Origin of the sequence: Tardiphaga alba (assembly GCF_018279705.1) — a bacterium.
GTDB lineage: Bacteria > Pseudomonadota > Alphaproteobacteria > Rhizobiales > Xanthobacteraceae > Tardiphaga > Tardiphaga alba.
In genome coordinates this window covers 593384-612210 of record NZ_CP036498.1, presented here as the reverse complement: position 1 = coordinate 612210, position 18827 = coordinate 593384, and the positions used below count along the sequence as shown (strand labels likewise).

The following is an 18827-nucleotide window of genomic DNA, read 5'->3' as shown; positions in this document are numbered from 1 at the left end:
ACACCGTCATCCTGAGGTGCGTGCGCGCTAGCGCACGCCTCGAAGGATGGGCCGCGAGCTCGTCGCCGCATCCTTCGAGGCTCGCGCTATCGCGCGAGCACCTCAGGATGACGATGATGGAGTGCGTGGCGTAGTTAACCTACAGCGGCCGCTGCTGCGCCTGTTGCACGGCCGGCTCGTTGGTGCCCATCTTGATGGCGCCCACCGACTTGATGATGTTGTCGCCGAGCAGCTGCGCGAAGCAGGCATAGCCCCAGTCGTTCATATGCAGGCCATCGGCGATCACGAATGAGCTGAACGCCATCTGCTGGCCTTCGTGCCATTCCTTCATCACCTCGAAGCGCGGAAAGATGCCGACCTTGTGCAGCGCGGCCACCTTGTGCATGAGCGCCAGCATCTTGCTGGTGCCTTCCGGCTTCTCCACGGTCGCCGGCGAATATTGCGGATCGACCAGCACCACGTCGGAGCTCGCAGCCTGAATGCGGCCGACACCGTCTTCGATCATCTTGCCGGTTTCAGCAGGATCGAGATTTCGCAGCACCGCATTGGTGCCGAGCTGCCAGATCACGAGGTCGGGCTTCGAATTGATCACTTCCGCCTGCAGCCGCGCCATCATCTCGGGCGCATCCTCGCCGCCCTTGCCGCGATTGAGGACGGTGATATCGGCGCCGGGATAGGCTCGGCGCAATTGCGCAGCCAGGCGGTTGGGATAGTTGAATTCGGGGGACGTCGAGCCATGGCCCTGGGTCGATGACGACCCGAAGGCGACGATCACCACGGGCTGCCGCGCCGCGAGCTTGCTGGCCACATGCGGCAGCGTGCCCATCGCCTTGGTGCCGCCCTTGGGCGTGCGGCAAGGCACGCGGCTCAGAATGTCCGTGGCTGTCTTGGCAGCTTCCTTGACCCTGTCGATCGCCTTGCCGGCGACGCCGCGCTGTGGGCCATCGCTTGGTGCCTGGCTCTGTCCTTGTGCGCCAGCCTGGGAATCCTCTGCATGCGCCATTGAGGTGAATGCGGGAGTCGTGACGGCAAGTGCGGCGGCGACAAGGACGCGAGACAAGGTAGCTTCGAAACTCATTTTAACGCTGAATCCTCAAATCCGCTGTCTTGATGTGCGCCGTTTCGATCACGAAGGCCGATAGCGCGCGACCGAGACAGTCGTGCACCCGTTTTGCGAGCTCCATTCCGGCGGTGCCGGGGGCGGGGCTGAACAGGTCGAAATCACCATTTTCATTCCACTGCCGCATGATGGCGAAGCGATCGAACAGCGGAGCGTCGTGCTGCTGCGCCACCACACGCATGTTATCTAGGTAGGCCGAGCCCGAAATCATGGACTCCGTGCGCGGACTATACTGCAAGTTCATTAAAATGACGTCAGTTCCGGCCTTTTGCATGGCAGCAACGCCGTCATCCAATGCGTTGCGGAAGTCGTCGCCATCCACCTGGCGCATGGCATCGACGGTTCCGGTTTGCCAAATCACAAGATCGGGTTTGCGATCTTCAACCAGCTTGCCGAGCGTCGGCGCCATCTCCTCGGCGGTCTTCTTCACCTGCAGTTCCAGTGCGACATCCACGGTCACGCCCGGCAGTCGTTCGCTGAGATAGGTCTGCAGGCGGGTGGGATAGGCCGCGGAGTGGTCGGATAGGCCAATGACCGAGGAGCGGCTGCCAACGACCAGAACATTGAGCTTACCGTCCGGCTTCACGGCTGCTTTCACCTTCGGCAGCGAGCTTTCACTGGTCAGAAGATAGGCGGGGACGTCGCAGGATTGCTTGGCCGGATCGGCCTGCGCGGGGCTGGCCATCAGAACGGCCAGCAAAAGCGCGTGTCGCAGCGGCACGCGGTGCAGCAAGGTGATCATGCTCCCCCTCCTGCAAGATCGGCATCGCCTGTCTTCTCAGGCACCTTTTTGGCGCGCGCTCCGCCTTTCGCGGTGACGCGCTTGTACCAGGAGAATACCCACGCAGCGGTGGACATGATGAGGATCCCGATCAGGCTGACCAGGCCGTGCATGATGGCACCGCCCGCGATCTCGCCCAGGAAAAACTGACCTGCAAAAGCCAGAAACACGCCTATGCAGAAAATCTCAAGTGAATGCTGGCCGCAAAGCACCATTGGTCGCAGCCAGACCGACTTCAGCGCCGGCCAGTCCTTCGGCAGGAACCGGACCGTAAGGGCCGCCAGCGCCAGGAAGTGAGCAAAACGCAGCACATCCAGATCGGGCTTGTTGATCGGATACATCCACTGCTCCAGCAGCTTTGGCAGCAGATGATGGATCTGCGGGATGTGCCAGGTCAGCGTCACCCAGAACGCCCCCAACAGATAGGCAACGCAAAGCCAAAGCGTAATGGGCGAATTCAGGATGCGCGTCATTCTGACGGCGCCGCCCAGCGCGCACCACGCCCCGAACACGAACAGCAGCTGCCAGGCGAACGGATTGAATGCCCAGGATCCGTTCGGATAGGCGGTGAGATGCCAGTCGAATTCCCAGGTAAGAGCATAAAGCAGCACCGAGAGGCCCAAAGTGAGATCGGCGCGCCGCCGCATCAGCCACAGGATCAAGGGCAGGAACAGCATCAGCACGATATAGAGCGGCAGCACGTCCATATTGACCGGGCGGAAACGCAACAGCAGCGCCTGCACGATGGTGACGTCGGGCTCCTTGAGGAAGTCGAGGATGCCCATTTCTTCCGTATAGAGCGGGTTCTGGAATCGCGTGGCGACGTAGGAAATTTCCGCGAGGAAGATCGTGAACAGGAATACATGCGCCACATAGATCTGCCAGACGCGCTTGAAGATACGCGCACTGGCGACTACGGTTCCCTGCTCCTGCATCGCGCGGCCATAGACGAAAGCTGCGGTGTAGCCGGAGATGAAGATGAAGATCTCGGTGGCGTCGCTGAAGCCGTAATTGCGGATGGTTGCCCAGGTCAGCAGGTTCTGCGGCAGGTGATCGATAAAGATCAGCCATAGCGCGAGGCCGCGGAACAGATCGAGGCGCAATTCGCGTTCGTTGACGGCAGTGACCTTCGGCGGCGGCTCTGCGCGTGAAGCTGCGCCAGACGACGCATGGGGCGCATCGGCATGTGCGGGTCCGGCAATCGGATCGGCAACAGAGGTCATTCAACACCGCAAAACGAGTATGGACTGAGGAGAAAGAACCGCTTCGCCGCACCGTCGCAAGTCAATTCATGGCGAGGCGATTTTTGTGAGGCGATCCGCCGCGGCAGGCTAACAACCGGGAACGCGATAGGCACGAACTGTGTTCAAACCGGGATGCCGATTTTGCATAACAACGGTATTTTGCCGCTCCCTCGTTTTTCGTTATGTTGCCGGTCCAGCGTCCCCGAGTGATGATCCCATGTACCGCGCCGTAACCCGACAGATCGAAGTGACCGTCGAGCCCAACTTCATGCCGGACCGTTCCTCGGCAGAGAAGCAGCAGTTCTTCTGGTCCTATACGATCGTCATCACCAATGCGGGCAAGGAAACCGTGCAGCTGAAAACGCGGCACTGGGTCATCACCGATGCATCGGGAAAGACGCAGGAAGTGCGCGGCGAAGGCGTCGTAGGCGAGCAGCCCGTGCTCGGGCCTGGCGAGCGCTTCGAATACACGTCGGGTGTGCCGCTGCCGACACCATCAGGCTTCATGGAGGGCACCTATCAGATGGTGACCGACCAGGGCGAACGGTTCGAGATCGATGTGCCGCTGTTTTCGCTGGATGGACCGACCAGGCGGGTGCTGAACTAGTTTAACTCCGTCATTGCAAGCCCTGACGAATTGCAGCGCAGTTCGTTTGGGCGAAGCAATCCAGGGCCAAGAACTGGATTGCTTCGTCGCTACGCTCCTCGCAATGACGGCTGTGAGATCAGCGCTTTATTCGACGCCCGCTTCTTGCGGCGTGAACTCATAGACCGACGAGCAGAACTCGCAGGTCACCACGACCTTGCCGTTCTCCACCATATCCGCGCGATCCTGGGGATCGAACCCCTTCAGCATGCCGGACACCGCTTCGCGCGAGCACGAGCATTTCGCCTGCAGCGGCGTGGGCGCGAAGACGCGAACACCGCGCTCATGGAAAAGGCGGAACAGCAGCCGCTCGCCAGACAGATCGGGATCGATCAGTTCGACATCCTCCACCGTCGAGATCAGCGACTGACCTTCGACCCAGGCGTCATCCTCGGGCACCACGTCGATATCGGCGCCCTCGGGTACGTCGCCGGCATGCATGTCGCGCTGCGCACGGTCGGATGCCTTGGGCAGGAATTGCAGCAGCATGCCGCCGCCGCGCCAGCCATGGGTCGGACCGCCTTCGCCGCCGCGCCACTCCTCGCCGACGGCAAGGCGCACCTTGGTCGGAATCTGCTCGGAGCGCAGGAAATATTCGTGGGCAGCATCTTCCAGCGTACCGCCGTCCAGCGCGACCATGCCCTGATAGCGGCTCATATCCGGCCCTTGATCGACCGTCATCGCAAGATGGCCCTTGCCCAGCAGCTCTGCCGTTGAAAGGCCGTCCTTCAGGCGCTCGGCATCGAAGCGCGCATAGGCGCGCATGCGATCGGGCGCACGGAAATCGACGATCATCAGCGACACCGGACCATCGGTCTGGGTCTGCAGGATGAAACGGCCGTCAAACTTGAGCGCCGAGCCAAGCAGAGTGGTCAGCACGATCGCCTCGCCCAGCAGCTTTGCCACCGGCGTCGGGTAATCGTGCTTGGAAAGCAGTTCGTCGAGCGCCGGCCCCAGCCGCGTCAGCCGACCGCGCAGATCGAGCGGCGCAACGTCGAACGGCAACACGGCGTCATCGACCGGAACGGAGGATGGCGCGCGCATGGGGTGTCGGGCTGGAGATTTTGATCGGAGAATGAGGTCATGGCCGCTATTTAGTGACCATGGAGCGGAAACGGAAGGGCGAGGAACCCGATCCAAATACGGCAGCCCTCTTCCTTCTCCCCAAGCACAGCGAAGCTGTGCAGGGGGAGAGGGAAGAAAGAGTTCCTCACCTCACCGCGTTGAGGCACCAGGCCAAAATACCCTTCTGGGCATGCAGGCGGTTTTCGGCCTCGTCGAACACCACGGACTGCGGACCGTCGATCACCGCGTCCGTGACTTCCTCACCGCGATGCGCGGGCAGGCAGTGCATGAACAGCGCGTCCTTGTGCGCGAGGCCCATCAGGCGTTCGTTGACCTGATACGGGCGCAGCAGGTTGTGGCGCATCTCGCCTTCCTTGTCGCCCATGGAGACCCAGGTGTCAGTGACGACGCAATCGACACCCTTCACCATGGCATCGGCATCGTTGGAGAAGGTGATGTTCGCGCCCGAGCCCTTGGCCCAGTCCTTGAACGCCTTCTTCGGCGAGAGCTGCGGCGGGGTCGCGATGTTCAGCTTGAACTGGAAGCGCTCTGCGGCATGCGCCCAGGACATCAGCACATTGTTGTCGTCGCCGACCCAGGCCACCGTCCGTCCCTTGATCGAGCCGCGATGCTCTTCATAGGTCATCACGTCGGCCATCACCTGGCACGGATGCGAAAAACGCGTCAGGCCGTTGATGACCGGCACGGTTGCGTTGTTTGCCAGCTCCATCAGCGAGTCATGATTGAGGATACGGATCATGATGATATCGACAAAGCGCGACAGCACGCGCGCCGTGTCGGCAATCGTCTCGCCGCGACCGAGCTGCATTTCGGCGCCGGTGAGCATGACGACTTCGCCGCCGAGCTGACGCATGCCGACCTCGAACGACACGCGGGTGCGCGTCGAGGGCTTTTCGAAGATCATCGCCAGCGTCTTGTTCTTCAGCGGGCGATTGTCTTCGAGACCGTTGCTCTTCAGCTTCGCCTTCATGGCGCCGGCTGCGTCGAGAATATTGCGCAACTCACTGGCAGAGACTGCCGTGAGGTCGAGGAAGTGCCGCGGCGTACTCATTATGCCGCTCCCTTCGAAAACACGGTGCAAGCCTGTTCCAGACGCTGCACGGCTTCGTCGATATCGCTTTCGGTGACGATCAGCGGCGGCAAGAAACGCACGACGTTGTCACCAGCACCAACTGTCAGCAACTTGGCATCGCGCAGCGCGCCGACGAGATCCGGCGCCGGGACGACGGCCTTGAGGCCGATCAGCATGCCCTCGCCACGCACTTCCTGCAGCACGGTCGGATAGCGATCGACCACGCCGGCGAGCTTCTGCTTCAGCAGCAGCGTCATTTTGTTGACCTGATCGAAGAAGCCGGGCTTCAGCATCACGTCGAGCACGGAATTCGCAGCCGCCACCGCCAGCGGATTGCCGCCAAAGGTCGAGCCATGCGAGCCGGGCGCCATGCCCTCGGCAGCAGCAGCCGTAACAAGGCACGCGCCGATCGGGAAGCCGCCGCCGAGCGCCTTGGCCAGCGACATCACGTCCGGCGTCACGCCAAGGCGCTCATAGGCGAACAGCGTGCCGGTGCGGCCCATGCCGGTCTGCACTTCGTCGAAGATCAGCAGGATGCCGTGTTTGTCGCACAGCTCGCGTAGCGCCTTGAAAAAGGCGTTCGAAGCCGCGCGCACGCCGCCTTCGCCCTGCAGCGGCTCGATCACGATGCCAGCAGTCTCCGGACCGATAGCGGCCTTCACCGCATCGAGATCGCCGAGCGGCACCTGGTCGAAGCCGTCGAGCGGCTTGCCATAGCCTTCGAGATACTTGGCGGCGCCGGTAGCAGCCAGCGTGCCGAGGGTACGGCCATGGAACGCGCCTTCAAACGTGATGATGCGCGTGCGCTCCGGGTTTCCCTTGGAGAAATGATAGTGGCGCGTGACCTTCAGCGCGCATTCCATCGCCTCGGCGCCGGAATTGGCGAAGAACACGAAGTCGGCAAACGAGTTTTCGCACAGCCGCGCAGCGAGGCGCTCGCCATCCGGGCTCTTGAACAGGTTCGACATGTGCCACAATTTTGTGGCCTGCTCTTGCAGCGCCTGGACCATATGCGGATGCGCGTGGCCGAGCGAATTCACCGCGACGCCGCTGGTAAAATCGAGATAGCGCTCGCCGGTGGTCGAGATCAGCCAGGAACCTTCACCGCGCTCGAAGGCAACATCCGCGCGCGCGAAGACAGGCAGCAGATGCGCCTGAGAAATTTGCGAGGATGGTGCGTTGCTGGTCATAACCGTTCCGATCAATAGCTGTGGTCTTGAGTCCGTGACGTCCGTACGACACCGGACAAAAGACCCTCAAAACGAAACGTGCCGCCCTTCTCGGGCGGCACGCGCGCATTATTCTATGGGCGTTGTGCAGGGTGTCAACCGCGCACTGAGGCCTTGAAGTCACACGAGGTCGTCAAAAAAGCAGATTTTCTTGTTTGGTTGACACAAAGCATGTGGATGTGACTCGCCCGACTCTTGCGCGTGAGTCGCGCCATATTGTAGTTTTTCGCTTGTCGGATACGACATCTCGTGCGGCAGTTGACCCTTTGACACCATAAGTGCGGCGTAAGGCCGGACGCGATAGCGCGCCCGGTGAGCGCTAAGGGATTCTGACCACGAGGTTTTTGAGGTTTCAGATCGCAGCGCGGCGGCCCGTTTTGGTTCTGCGCCTACGAAGGGATTATGCGATGACGGTAATCACATGGACCGACGATCGCGTCGAACAATTGAAGAAACTCTGGGAAGGCGGCCTTTCCGCGAGCCAGATCGCCGCGGAACTCGGTAACGTCACCCGCAACGCCGTCATCGGTAAAGTCCATCGCCTGGGCCTGTCGGGCCGCGCGAAGAGCCCCTCGTCTGCTGCCCCGCGGCCGCGCAAGCCACGTCCCGCCCAGCAGATGGTGCGGATGCCGCGCCCGATCGCCCGCGGCAATACCGCTCTCGCGCACAATTACGAAGTCGAGATGGAGCCGGACCCGATCTCGGTCGATAACGTCATCCCGATCAGCCAGCGCCTGCAGCTGGTCGAGCTCAACGACGCCACCTGTCATTGGCCGGTGGGCGATCCCGCCAGCGCCGACTTCTACTTCTGCGGCGGCAAGTCCGTGGCCGGCGCACCCTATTGCGCGCACCATTCGCGCATCGCCTACCAGCCGGCGAGCGACCGCCGTCGCGCAGCACCGAAGCCGGTGCGCTGATTGCAGCAAACAGCACAAACAAAAAATGCCCGGCGATGAGCCGGGCATTTTTGTTTTTAGATCGTTGAGAAACGCCTGATTTACCGCCGTCATGCCCGGCGTATGCCGGGTATCCACGCCTCGACCAAGGCAAAGACGTAGATGGCCGGGACAAGCCCGGCCATGACGGTGTCTAACAATGCCAGCGGCGCCTTACTCCGCCGCCTTGTCGAAGCGATCATCGAGCGCGTAGCCAGCGCCGCGCACGGTGCGGATCGGGTCGGGTTCGCCGGCCGGATTGAGCAGCTTGCGGAGACGACCGATGTGCACGTCAACGGTGCGCTCGTCGATATAGATGTCGCGGCCCCAGACGCTGTCGAGCAGTTGCTCGCGGCTGAACACGCGGCCGGGATGCTCGAGGAAGAATTCGAGCAACCGGTATTCGGTCGGGCCGAGATCGATCGGACGGGCGGCGCGCACCACACGGCGCTTGTCGCGATCCAGCTCGATATCGCCGAAAGCCAGCACGGTGGCGAGACGCTCCGGCGCCGCGCGACGCAGGAGACCCTTCACGCGGGCGAGCAGCTCAGGCACCGAGAACGGCTTGACGATGTAATCGTCAGCGCCGGTCGCAAGGCCACGAACGCGCTCGCTTTCCTCACCGCGGGCGGTGAGCATGATGATCGGCAATGCCTTGGTTTCCGGCCGGGCCCGCAGGCGACGGCACAGTTCGATGCCGGACAGGCCGGGCAACATCCAGTCGAGGACCACGAGGTCCGGCACGCGCTCTTTCAAGCGGGTGTCGGCATCGTCGCCGCGGGCAACCGTCTCGACGTCGTAACCTTCGGCGTCGAGATTGTAGCGCAGCAGCGTGGTCAGAGCTTCCTCGTCTTCCACTACCAGAATGCGCGCGTTCATATGGCTAGTTTCCTATCTGTCGTGCGGCAAAGGCGAGCAAGTCGCGGCGAGCTCGGCTCGCCGCGAGAAGCCTTAGCTCACCGGAGTCGCGAAGTTGGTCATGTCGCCCTTCGGGCGCTTGTCGACCATCTGCTGACCTTCGATCATGTAGAACACGGTCTCGGCGATATTGGTCGCGTGATCGCCGATCCGCTCGATGTTCTTGGCGCAGAACATCAGATGGATACAGAACGAGATGTTACGCGGATCTTCCATCATATAGGTCAAAAGTTCGCGGAACAGCGAGGTGCAGATCGCGTCGATCTCTTCGTCGCCCTTCCAGACCGTCATCGCTGCCGGCAGGTCGTGGGCGGCATAGGCATCGAGCACAGCCTTGACCTGGGTGTTGACCAGATCAGTCATGTGTTCGAGACCGCGGATCAGCTTCAGCGGGTGGAAATCGCTGTCCAGCGCATTGACGCGCTTGCCGATATTCTTGGAGAGATCGCCGATACGTTCGAGATCGGTGGCAACGCGGAGCGCACCAACGATTTCGCGCAGATCGACGGCCATCGGCTGACGCTTGGCGATCGTCAGGACGGCGCGTTCTTCGATCGCCCGTTGCAGGTGATCGATTTCAGCGTCAGTGGCCACCACGCGTGCGCCGAGGGCGACGTCGCGGCGGATCAAGGCATCGACGGACTCTGCGATCTGACGCTCGGCTAGGCCACCCATCTCGGCGACGAGGCGGGTAAGTTCCTGGAGGTCGTCGTCGAAGGCCTTGGTCGTGTGTTCAAAAGCCATAGCTCAATCCTCTCGCGATAATGTCGCGTCAGCCGAAACGGCCGGTGATGTAATCCTGGGTGCGGCGATCGCTCGGCGAAGTGAAGATCTTGTTGGTCTGATCGAATTCAACCAGCTCGCCGAGATACATGAAGGCGGTGGTGTCGGAGACACGCGCAGCCTGCTGCATGTTGTGGGTCACGATCGCGATCGTGTACTGATCCTTCAATTCGTCGATCAGCTCTTCGACCTTGGCGGTCGAGATCGGATCGAGCGCCGAGCACGGTTCGTCGAACAGGATCACTTCCGGACGCACCGCGATGGTGCGCGCGATGCACAGACGCTGCTGCTGACCGCCCGAGAGCGACAGGCCCGAAGCGTTGAGCTTGTCCTTGACCTCGTTCCAGAGCGCACCGCCACGCAGCGCCTTCTCTACGCGCACGTCCATCTCCGCCTTGGAAATCTTTTCGTAGAGGCGGATGCCGAAGGCGATGTTTTCATAGATCGTCATCGGGAACGGGGTCGGCTTCTGGAACACCATGCCGATGCGGGCACGCAGCAGGTTGAGGTCCAGCTTCGGGTCCAGAATGTTCTGGCTGTCGAGCATGACCTGACCTTCCGCGCGCTGACCCGGATAGAGGTCATACATGCGGTTGAAGATCCGCAGCAGCGTGGACTTGCCGCAACCCGACGGACCGATGAAGGCGGTCACGCGGTTGGTGGCGAGGTTCAGGTTGATCTTCTTCAGGGCGTGGTGTTCGCCGTAATAGAAGTTCAGGTCGCGTACGCTGACCTTGGGGCGGGTATCGCCCTGGATCATGGACGGCGGCATCGAAACGCTGGGATTGGCAGCGGACACAGAGAGATCACTCATTTTGCTTTCCTCTCGGCGCCGAGCAAGCGCGCGCCAATGTTCAGGGCAAGGACGGTCAGGGTGATGATCAGCGCGCCGCTCCAGGCGAGCTGCTTCCAGTATTCGTAGGGGCTCTGGACGAAGTTGTTGATGGTGACCGGGAGGTTGGCCATCGTCTTACCGAGATCCAGGCTGAAGAACTGATTGCTCAGTGCGGTGAACAGCAGCGGTGCCGTTTCACCGGCGACACGGGCGGTCGCCAGCAGCACGCCGGTGATGAGACCGGCACGAGCCGCACGATAGGCGATCCGCTTGATCACCAGCGAGCGCGGCAGGCCGAGCGCCGAGGCTGCTTCACGCAGCGGGTTCGGAACAAGGCCGAGCATGTCTTCCGTGGTGCGGACGACCACCGGGATGACGATCACGGCGAGCGCAAGAGAACCGGCGAAGGCCGAGAAGCCACCCATCGGAACAACCACCGCGCCGTAAACGAACAGGCCGATGATGATCGAAGGCGCCGACAGCAGCACGTCGTTGATGAAGCGGATCACCGAGGTGAGTTTGTCGTGCTTGCCGTATTCCGCCAGATAGGTGCCGGCGAACAGGCCAAGCGGCGCACCGATGCCGACGCCGATCACCGTCATGATGACCGAACCGACGATGGCATTGAGCAGGCCACCTTCGGTGGAGCCGGGGGGCGGCGTGTTCTGGGTGAAGATCTGCACGCTGAGGCCGGCAAGGCCGTTGTAGAACAACGTGAACAGGATCAAAGCGAGCCAGGTGACACCGAAGATGGCGGCACCCATGCACAGACCGCGGACGATCTTGTCGTTGCGACGGCGCGAGACGTAAATCGGGTTCAAGGTTGCCATGACTTACTTTCCTGCCTTCTTTTCAAGGCGCAGCAGCATCAGACGGGCGGCCGACAGCACCAGGAAGGTGAGCACGAACAGCAGCAGGCCGAGCAGGATCAGGCCGGACTGATGCAGACCGTCGGACTCAGCGAATTCCGAAGCGATGGCCGCGGAGATCGTGGTGCCTGGCCCGAAGATCGAACCGGTGATCTTGAACGAGTTGCCGATGATGAATGTCACCGCCATCGTCTCGCCGAGCGCACGGCCGAGCGCCAGCATCACGCCGCCGATCACGCCGACGCGGGTGTAGGGAATGACGACGTTGCGGACGACTTCCCAGGTGGTGCAGCCGACGCCATAGGCTGCTTCCTTCAGCACCGGCGGCACCGTCTTGAACACGTCGACCGAGATCGCCGTGATGAAGGGCAGCACCATGATGGCGAGGATGAGCGACGCGTTGAACAGCGACAGATAGGACGGCGGGCCGGCGAAGATGGTGCCGAGCACGGGTACGCCTTCGAAGACGTCGATCAGGAACGGCTGGAAGTGGTTGGCCAGGAACGGGCCGAGCACGAAGAAGCCCCACATGCCGTAGATGATCGAGGGAATGCCGGCGAGCAGCTCAACCGCCATGCCGATCGGGCGACGCAGCCAGTTCGGGCACAGTTCGGTGAGAAAGATCGCGATGCCGATGCCGACCGGAATGGCGATGGACATGGCGATCAGCGAGGTGACGAGCGTGCCATAGATCGGGCCGAGCGCACCGAGCACCGGCGGTTCGGCCGACGGCGCCCAGCGCTGCGTGAACAGGAAGGAGAAACCGAACTCCTTCAGCGCCGGCCACGCACCTGCGATCAGCGACAGGATGATGCCGCCGAGAATGAAGAGCACCGACAGCGCCGAGATGCGCGTCAGCCAGTAGAAAAACTGGTCACCGGTCTTGAATGCGTTGAGCGCCTTGGCGCGGTCATACGGTCCAGCGGCGTCCATCGAAGAGCTCTGTACGGCCATATCTGCCACGCCCAGTCCCCTGTGTTGTTATTTGATACCCGAAACACGACACCCTGAATGGGCCTGTCAGGGCGTGAAACGCGAAAAGAAAAAGTGAAATCAGCTAGAAAGAAGCGGAGGAGAGATGCCCCTCTCCTCCGCGCAAGAGCGAAAGCTTAGCTCTTGATGTCCGAAGACCAGGTCTTTTCGATCAGCTTGACGACCGAGTCCGGCATCGGGATGTAGTCGAGTTCTTCGGCAGCCTTGCCGCCCTTTTCGAACGACCACTTGAAGAACTTCAGCGCTTCAGCCGACGCCGCCTTGTCGGTCGGGGTCTTGTGCATGAGGATGAAGGTCGCAGCGGTGATCGGCCACGAAGCGTCGCCCGGCTGGTCGGTCAGGATCACGTAGTAACCCGGAGCCTTGGCCCAGTCAGCGTTGGCAGCAGCGGCCTGGAAGGCAGCGATGGTCGGCTGCACCGGCTTGCCGGCCTTGTTGACCATGCCGGTGGAGGTCAGCTTGTTCTGCTTGGCATAGGCGTATTCGACATAACCGATGGCGTTCTTGGTCTGGCCGACGTTGCCAGCAACACCTTCGTTGCCCTTGGCGCCAACGCCAACCGGCCACTCGACGGCGGTACCGGTACCGACCTTGGTCTTCCAGTCAGCCGAAGCCTTGGAGAGATAGTCGGTGAAGTTGAAGGTGGTGCCCGAACCGTCCGAACGACGAACCACGGTGATCGCAGCCGACGGCAGCTTCAGCTTCGGGTTCAGCTTGGCGATCGCGGCGTCGTCCCACTTGTTGACCTTGCCGAGATAGATATCGGCCAGCACTTCGCCCGAGAGGACGAGCTCGCCCGACTTGATGCCTTCAAGGTTCACGACCGGAACGATCGCGCCCATCACCATCGGCCACTGAACCAGGCCGTCCTTTTCGAGCTGCTCAGCCTTGAGCGGCGCGTCGGTGGCACCGAAGGTCACGGTCTTAGCCTGGATCTGCTTGATGCCAGCGCCCGAACCGATCGACTGGTAGTTCAGACCGTTGCCGGTTTCCTTCTTATAGGCGTCAGCCCACTTCGAGTAGACCGGAAACGGGAACGTCGCACCGGCACCAGTGATGTCGGCAGCGAAGGCCGAGGTCGAAGCGGCCACCAGGCCGGCAGCGACGATCGCTTTGAGGAATTTCATGGGTATCTCCAATCTGTCGTGAGCTCCACGCCGAATGCGCCTTGCTGTGCTCACGCCGCCCGTTTAGGGGCGGACGATTGTGCTTTTATGATAGTTCCGTGACACCTAGATGACACGATCAACCCATTGAAATAGCGATAGAATATCGATTCCGACGCTCGATTTTGCGCGCAAAAAAGCCGTTTGCGCGGCCATTCATGACAGCCCCAAGAACGCCCTCAGAGCGGGCGTTCAACGGTTAACAATCTGTTTCCAAAGCGGGATTTCGGCTGACGCCGCGGCGCGCGATACCATCAGGCCGCGGGTGCGGCGTTTTGTGACAGCGCCTTGGGCAGCGGGAACGCGGCCGTGAAAGTCGCGCCCTGCTTGGGCACGCTTTCGATCAGCAAGCGACCGCGGTGACGGTTGAGAATGTGCTTCACCAGCGACAGGCCCAGCCCGGTTCCGCCCTGCGCACGGCTATCGCCGACATCCACCCGATAGAAGCGCTCCGTCAGACGCGGCAGATGCTCGGGCGCGATGCCGGGCCCGAAATCGCGTACGGACACCCGGATCTCGGACACGCCTTCGGTCGTCGAGGCATGCACCAGACTGACCACCACCCGCTCCCCGGAGGCCCCGTATTTCAGCGCGTTCTCGATCAGATTCTCGAAGACCCGCAGCAGCTCTTCCCGGTCGCCAGCGACCATTTCGGGGCCGTCCGGCAACTCCATCTCGATCTTCACGCCACGCTCATTGGCGAGAAGCTCCAGACTATCGCCGACCTGGCGGATAATCGGCGTGATGTCGATCTGGGTATCAGGGCGGACATGCGCCGAAAGCTCCACACGCGACAGCGACAGCAGATCGTCGATCAGCCGTGCCATGCGGGTGGCCTGGATGTGCATGATGCCGAGAAAGCGCTCGCGCGCTTTCGCGTCGTCCTTCGCGGGCCCCTGCAGCGTATCGATGAAGCCCGACAACGCCGCGAGCGGCGTACGCAGCTCGTGGCTGGCATTGGCGACGAAATCGGCGCGCATTTCTTCGACCCGCCGGATCGGCGTCTGGTCGTGGAACGTCATGAGCATGCACGTATCCGTGCCGCCGAATGCAGTCGGTACCGGAACGGGCGTCACCACCAGATCCATCCAGCGATCAACCGGAACGTGATTCACATAGGACGTCCGACGCGGCTCGGTATTGGCAATGGCCTCGCGCAGCGCTGCGATGATTTCGGGCGACCGCAGTGCGAATTGCGCGAGTTCGCCCTTACGCAGCGCCGGCGCCAGCTGGGCGGCGGCGGCATTGAGATGAATGACGCGTCCTGCGCGATCGAGCAGCACGGCAGGATCCGGAATACCACCGACAATGGCGCGCACGGCAGGCTGTTCGACAGGATTGATCATGGCGTCGTCTTGCGTGGCTTCACCATCATGCAGGCGCCACGGCACGAGCGCCGCACCCGCGATGCAGGCGAAGACGATACCGGCGCGAAGCGGCGATAATTCACCGAAAAACACGAGTGCAGCGAGCGCGAGACCTGCGACCAGCAGGACAATCGCGGAATGCCGCAATCGGTCCGGCCACGGCGAGAACATGGTCGAGGGAGAAGCTTCGATAGCCATCTGGGGCAGTGTCTCTTCCTGCTGCCGCTTCTTCGCGTTATCCGGCGCCGGAGCCACCGTGTTTTTTCAGGGACTGGCCAACGCCAGGCTGAGGCTCATCCGCGATCTGCTGCAGCTTCTTTGATCGCGCCCCGACAATAAGCTCCCGAAACGTCAGTAACATGACTGAGATAAAGAAGGGAGCAAGGTAGTAAAGCACCCGGAACAGCAGCATGCCGGCCAGGAGTTGATCCTGGTCCATCATTTCGAGGCCGACCAGCATGGCGGCGTCGAACACCCCAAGCCCGCCCGGGGAATGGCTGGCAAAGCCAAGCAGGGTCGCCGAGACGAACACCACCGCCACGGTGACAAAGTCCACGCCGGGCGTATTCGGCACCAGCATATACATCGCCAGTGCGCAGAAACCGAGATCGACGATGCCGATCACGATCTGCAACAGGGTCAGCGGCCCGCCCGGCAGCACCACCGACCATGGCCCGCGACCGACGCTGCGCGGCTTCATCCACACCCAGATGACATAGCCGACCAGGCCGGCGAGGACGACATAAGCGAGGACGCGATTGACCGCAGGCGGCACCTGGTTGATCGCACTGGCCGCTTCCGGATGATAGGCGATGCCCATGCCCAGCACGGCGAGATTGCCGAGCCAGAACGTCAGGCCGGCGAGAAAGACGATCTTGGCGACATCTACCGCCGACAGATTCCACGCCGAATAGATGCGATAGCGCACCGCGCCGCCGGTAAAGACTGACGCGCCGACATTGTGGCCGATGGAATAGCTGGTGAACGCAGCAAGCGCATTGATGCGATACGGCACGTCCCGACGCCCGATGGTGCGGACGGCAAACCAGTCATAGAAGGTCAGGGTGAAATAGGCTGCGGCCACCGATAGCGCGGACAGTACGATCAGCCGCGGTTCGGTTTCGGCGATGAACTTCAGAACCCGCGCCGTATCGACGTTACGGAGCTTATGGTAGAGCATCCAGCAGGCGATGCCGATGACCGCGATGCTGGCAAGCACACCGAGTTTGTGCAGGATTTGCTTCTCGCGCAGAAACGTGGCCGTCCTGCGTATTGCTTCCAGCATCTCTACCTCGAATGCGACCCCAACCGCTGGGACGTCGGACCAATCCTGTCAGACCCGCTTGGGCGGAACCGCTACCTCATCACTTTCACCGGGCCGTTTCCAGCACATCCGTCGTAGCGCGTTTCGTGCCGAAACGGAATCCGAATGACGAGAATAAACACGAGCCCACTCAGTATATTAGGCGAGGCCTAATAAACTATCAGCGGATCCCGCCGGCCGCTGCGGCAAATTGCAGCCTCGCATGGATCGGCAGAATTGTCGCCGGCTAGACGGACGCTTTGGCGACAAGACGTTGGAAGAATAGAAGATCCAATTCCGGCGCTTTGCCATTGAGACCCGTCAAAATGGCGTGTGCCTGCCCGCGGTGATGGGTCTGGTGGTTGAACCAGTGCGCCAGCAATGGCAGCAACGGCTCCTCGAATTCCTCCGGCGTCGAAACCCGCCGGAATTTGATGGTGCCGGCGATCTTCGCCTCGTCGAGTGCATCGACGAATGTGACGATGCGATCATCCTCAGCCTCGCGCGCGAGACGCAGGGTCGCCAGATCATCATGCAGGATGGCATCGAGCCGATCGGCTGCCTCGCCGGTGCCTGTAAAGCGCTTCAGCCAGATGCGATCCGTGACAAGCAGATGGTTGAGCGTGCCGTGCAGCGACTTGAAGAAAACGCCGCGATCGGCACGATACTGCTCATCGGGCAAGCCCGAGGCTGCATCATAAAGCAGGCCGTTAGCCCATCGGTTGTAGCGGCCAAACGTCTGATACTGCGCAAGGAGCGACATCTACTATTCCCGCTCCCTCAGTGAAACCGCGCCTGCTGCTTTGTCACCACGATATCGCGCAGCCACGAGCCGATGGCGCAGCCGACGATGTAGAAGCCGAACAATGCCAGGCCGAGATCGAGCCAGTAACCGAACCGGCCCGGAACGAGCTTTGCAGCCGCGACGCCGACAATGATGACGGCGAGCACCGACAATCGCTGAATCCAGGCCCGGGGCACGGACCGGCCGCGATAAACCACGGCGACCCAGCCCATACAAAAGCCGATCAGGAGGGCACCGAGAAGCCAGCCCCAAAGAAACGTTGCGAGATAGGTCATGGATTTGGCCTCACCACGAATTCGATCCGGCGGTTCTGGGTCTTGCCATCTTCCGTGTCGTTACCGGCGATGGGCTGGCTGGCACCGTAGCCCGAGGTCTCGAACCGATCCGCAGGCAACCCCGCTTTGACGAGATAGTCTTCAACAGCGGCGGCTCGTTTTTCGGACAGCGTCTGATTGAACGCGGCATCACCGTCCCCGTCGGTGTGACCGACGATATCGAAACGGGTCATCGGGCAGCGCATGGCGATCTCGACCAGCCGATCCAGCAGGCCGGCCGAGTCCGCATTGATGCTGGCGCTCGATGACTCGAAGCGGATGCGACCCTTGGTCAGATTTTGCTTGAACAATTGCTGGCAGACGCTCGCATCCACGGGCGCAGCCGCAGGCTTCACCGAGATCTCCGGTTTCGCCTGCCAGCCTTGCGGCAACTCCTTGCCAAGACCCGCACGGATTTGCTCCGCGGCGGCGTCATAGAGCGCATCACCCGACAGTTTGACCTCGCGGTCGTTGATCACCAGCGTCCCCGTCGACAGGCGCGAGAGCGCCCCGAGCGCCGACGTGGCACCTGCAGCGAAATTGGCGGGCGCGCCGATACTGGCCTTCAGATTGTCAACGATCTTGTCGTTGGTGAATTTGCGCGCCACTGCTGCCACAAGCGCAGCATGAACATTGTTGTCAGGCACATAGCCGCTGAGGGTCAGCGTATTCGCGACAGGGTCTTTGTTGGCCTGGAACACGTAAGGCGGCGCCTTGATGTCATTCGCGGCAACCGCAAAGCCTTCCGGAAGATTCTTCAGCGCGGCAGCGATCGCCTCGCGTCCACCGAGGTCGCGGGCCATGCCCGTCATGCTGATATTGGTATCCATGATGGTCGCCTTGCCTTCCTTCAGCTTGGCAACCTGATCGAGCAGCAGGATCGCTGCCGCATCGAAACGCGGCGGCGCGCCACGCTTCAGACCCGTGCGATCGGACACTTCAGTGCCTGGAAGAGCGGCCTTCGCCGCCTCGGCGATCCGCGCCTTGCTGGCCGGCAGCGGCGCCGTTCCCCACAGCGTCACGCGCACATTGTCGCGCTCGGCAACCCAAACGAACGGCTTGGCCTCCGCGACCAGGCGCGTTCCGTCATTGACCATCCGCACACCCGGCGTCGCTTCCACAGAGCCAACGGCGCTGCGGCGCCCCTCTTCCGAGAATGCTTCCGCAGAGAATGTGACATCGCGGCCGGCGACGGTGATCTGCGATTTATCAAGAACTGTGCTTTTCAGCACTTCGGTACTGCGCGCCGTTAAGTCCGCTTCCAGAGGAAGCGTGCTAAACCAGGCTGCGGCGCCCCAGAGGATGGCGAGTGGAATAAGCCCTGGCCACCATTTGGCACTCCACCTGTAAAAACCGTGCAT

19 protein-coding genes are annotated in these 18827 nt (G+C 61.7%); 2 read left to right on the top strand and 17 right to left on the bottom strand.

Annotated features, from left to right (window positions below; translation table 11 throughout):
- Positions 1-139 precede the first annotated feature (139 nt).
- The 3 genes from RPMA_RS02895 to RPMA_RS02885 are packed head-to-tail and all read right to left on the bottom strand — an operon-like array spanning position 140 to position 3124.
- The gene (locus tag RPMA_RS02895; RefSeq protein ID WP_211911454.1) at positions 140-1078 is read right to left on the bottom strand and encodes an SGNH/GDSL hydrolase family protein; all 939 of its coding nucleotides are present in this window, start codon (positions 1076-1078) and stop codon (positions 140-142) included.
- Position 1079: 1 nt separating this feature from the next.
- Complete coding sequence (locus RPMA_RS02890) at positions 1080-1862, bottom strand: SGNH/GDSL hydrolase family protein (protein ID WP_211911453.1); 783 nt, start codon at positions 1860-1862, stop codon at positions 1080-1082.
- Positions 1859-3124, bottom strand: coding sequence for an OpgC domain-containing protein (locus RPMA_RS02885; RefSeq protein ID WP_211911452.1), 1266 nt, complete (start codon positions 3122-3124; stop codon positions 1859-1861). Before RPMA_RS02885 ends, RPMA_RS02890 begins: the two co-directional genes overlap by 4 nt.
- A gap of 238 nt (positions 3125-3362) precedes the next feature.
- Here RPMA_RS02885 and apaG point away from each other — a divergent pair, with 238 nt between their 5' ends.
- Positions 3363-3752, top strand: a complete 390-nt coding sequence (gene apaG / locus RPMA_RS02880) for a Co2+/Mg2+ efflux protein ApaG (protein ID WP_211911451.1) — start codon at positions 3363-3365, stop codon at positions 3750-3752.
- Positions 3753-3878: 126 nt separating this feature from the next.
- Here the strand turns inward: apaG and RPMA_RS02875 are convergent, their stop codons facing one another.
- From RPMA_RS02875 to RPMA_RS02865, 3 genes are all read right to left on the bottom strand, one after another.
- Positions 3879-4835 (bottom strand): Hsp33 family molecular chaperone, encoded by a 957-nt coding sequence (locus tag RPMA_RS02875; RefSeq protein WP_211911450.1) that lies wholly within the window; start codon positions 4833-4835, stop codon positions 3879-3881.
- Positions 4836-5001: 166 nt separating this feature from the next.
- A complete protein-coding gene (argF, locus tag RPMA_RS02870) occupies positions 5002-5928 on the bottom strand; it encodes an ornithine carbamoyltransferase (protein ID WP_211911449.1) in 927 nt (308 codons plus the stop codon).
- Entirely contained in the window at positions 5928-7139 is a 1212-nt protein-coding gene (locus RPMA_RS02865) for an aspartate aminotransferase family protein (protein ID WP_211911448.1), read from the bottom strand. Before RPMA_RS02865 ends, argF begins: the two co-directional genes overlap by 1 nt.
- Positions 7140-7585: 446 nt before the next feature.
- On the opposite strand from RPMA_RS02865, the gene RPMA_RS02860 reads away from it, so the two are divergent.
- Positions 7586-8095, top strand: coding sequence for a GcrA family cell cycle regulator (locus RPMA_RS02860; protein WP_211911447.1), 510 nt, complete (start codon positions 7586-7588; stop codon positions 8093-8095).
- Positions 8096-8287: 192 nt separating this feature from the next.
- On the opposite strand, the gene phoB is transcribed toward RPMA_RS02860, so the two are convergent.
- The 11 genes from phoB to RPMA_RS02805 form a co-directional block, all read right to left on the bottom strand.
- On the bottom strand, positions 8288-8992 hold the full coding sequence (phoB, locus tag RPMA_RS02855) for a phosphate regulon transcriptional regulator PhoB (RefSeq protein WP_211911446.1): 705 nt from the start codon (positions 8990-8992) through the stop codon (positions 8288-8290).
- A gap of 72 nt (positions 8993-9064) precedes the next feature.
- Complete coding sequence (phoU, locus tag RPMA_RS02850; protein WP_211911445.1) at positions 9065-9775, bottom strand: phosphate signaling complex protein PhoU; 711 nt, start codon at positions 9773-9775, stop codon at positions 9065-9067.
- Positions 9776-9803: 28 nt separating this feature from the next.
- Positions 9804-10628: a phosphate ABC transporter ATP-binding protein PstB gene (gene pstB, locus RPMA_RS02845; RefSeq protein ID WP_211911444.1), complete on the bottom strand. Its 825-nt coding sequence runs from the start codon at positions 10626-10628 to the stop codon at positions 9804-9806.
- Positions 10625-11470, bottom strand: coding sequence for a phosphate ABC transporter permease PstA (gene pstA, locus RPMA_RS02840; RefSeq protein ID WP_211913403.1), 846 nt, complete (start codon positions 11468-11470; stop codon positions 10625-10627). Before pstA ends, pstB begins: the two co-directional genes overlap by 4 nt.
- 12 nt (positions 11471-11482) lie before the next feature.
- A complete protein-coding gene (gene pstC, locus RPMA_RS02835; RefSeq protein ID WP_211911443.1) occupies positions 11483-12481 on the bottom strand; it encodes a phosphate ABC transporter permease subunit PstC in 999 nt (332 codons plus the stop codon).
- Positions 12482-12627: 146 nt separating this feature from the next.
- On the bottom strand, positions 12628-13638 hold the full coding sequence (gene pstS, locus RPMA_RS02830; RefSeq protein WP_211911442.1) for a phosphate ABC transporter substrate-binding protein PstS: 1011 nt from the start codon (positions 13636-13638) through the stop codon (positions 12628-12630).
- Between the two features lie 293 nt (positions 13639-13931).
- Positions 13932-15242 carry an ATP-binding protein gene (locus tag RPMA_RS02825; protein ID WP_211913402.1) on the bottom strand — a complete coding sequence of 437 codons (1311 nt, stop codon included), beginning with the start codon at positions 15240-15242 and terminating at the stop codon, positions 13932-13934.
- 37 nt (positions 15243-15279) lie between these two features.
- Complete coding sequence (locus RPMA_RS02820) at positions 15280-16329, bottom strand: putative bifunctional lysylphosphatidylglycerol flippase/synthetase (RefSeq protein WP_211911441.1); 1050 nt, start codon at positions 16327-16329, stop codon at positions 15280-15282.
- A gap of 265 nt (positions 16330-16594) precedes the next feature.
- The gene (locus tag RPMA_RS02815; protein WP_211911440.1) at positions 16595-17110 is read right to left on the bottom strand and encodes a DinB family protein; all 516 of its coding nucleotides are present in this window, start codon (positions 17108-17110) and stop codon (positions 16595-16597) included.
- A gap of 17 nt (positions 17111-17127) precedes the next feature.
- Positions 17128-17427 (bottom strand): hypothetical protein, encoded by a 300-nt coding sequence (locus RPMA_RS02810; RefSeq protein ID WP_211911439.1) that lies wholly within the window; start codon positions 17425-17427, stop codon positions 17128-17130.
- Positions 17424-18827, bottom strand: a complete 1404-nt coding sequence (locus tag RPMA_RS02805; RefSeq protein WP_211911438.1) for an OmpA family protein — start codon at positions 18825-18827, stop codon at positions 17424-17426. Before RPMA_RS02805 ends, RPMA_RS02810 begins: the two co-directional genes overlap by 4 nt.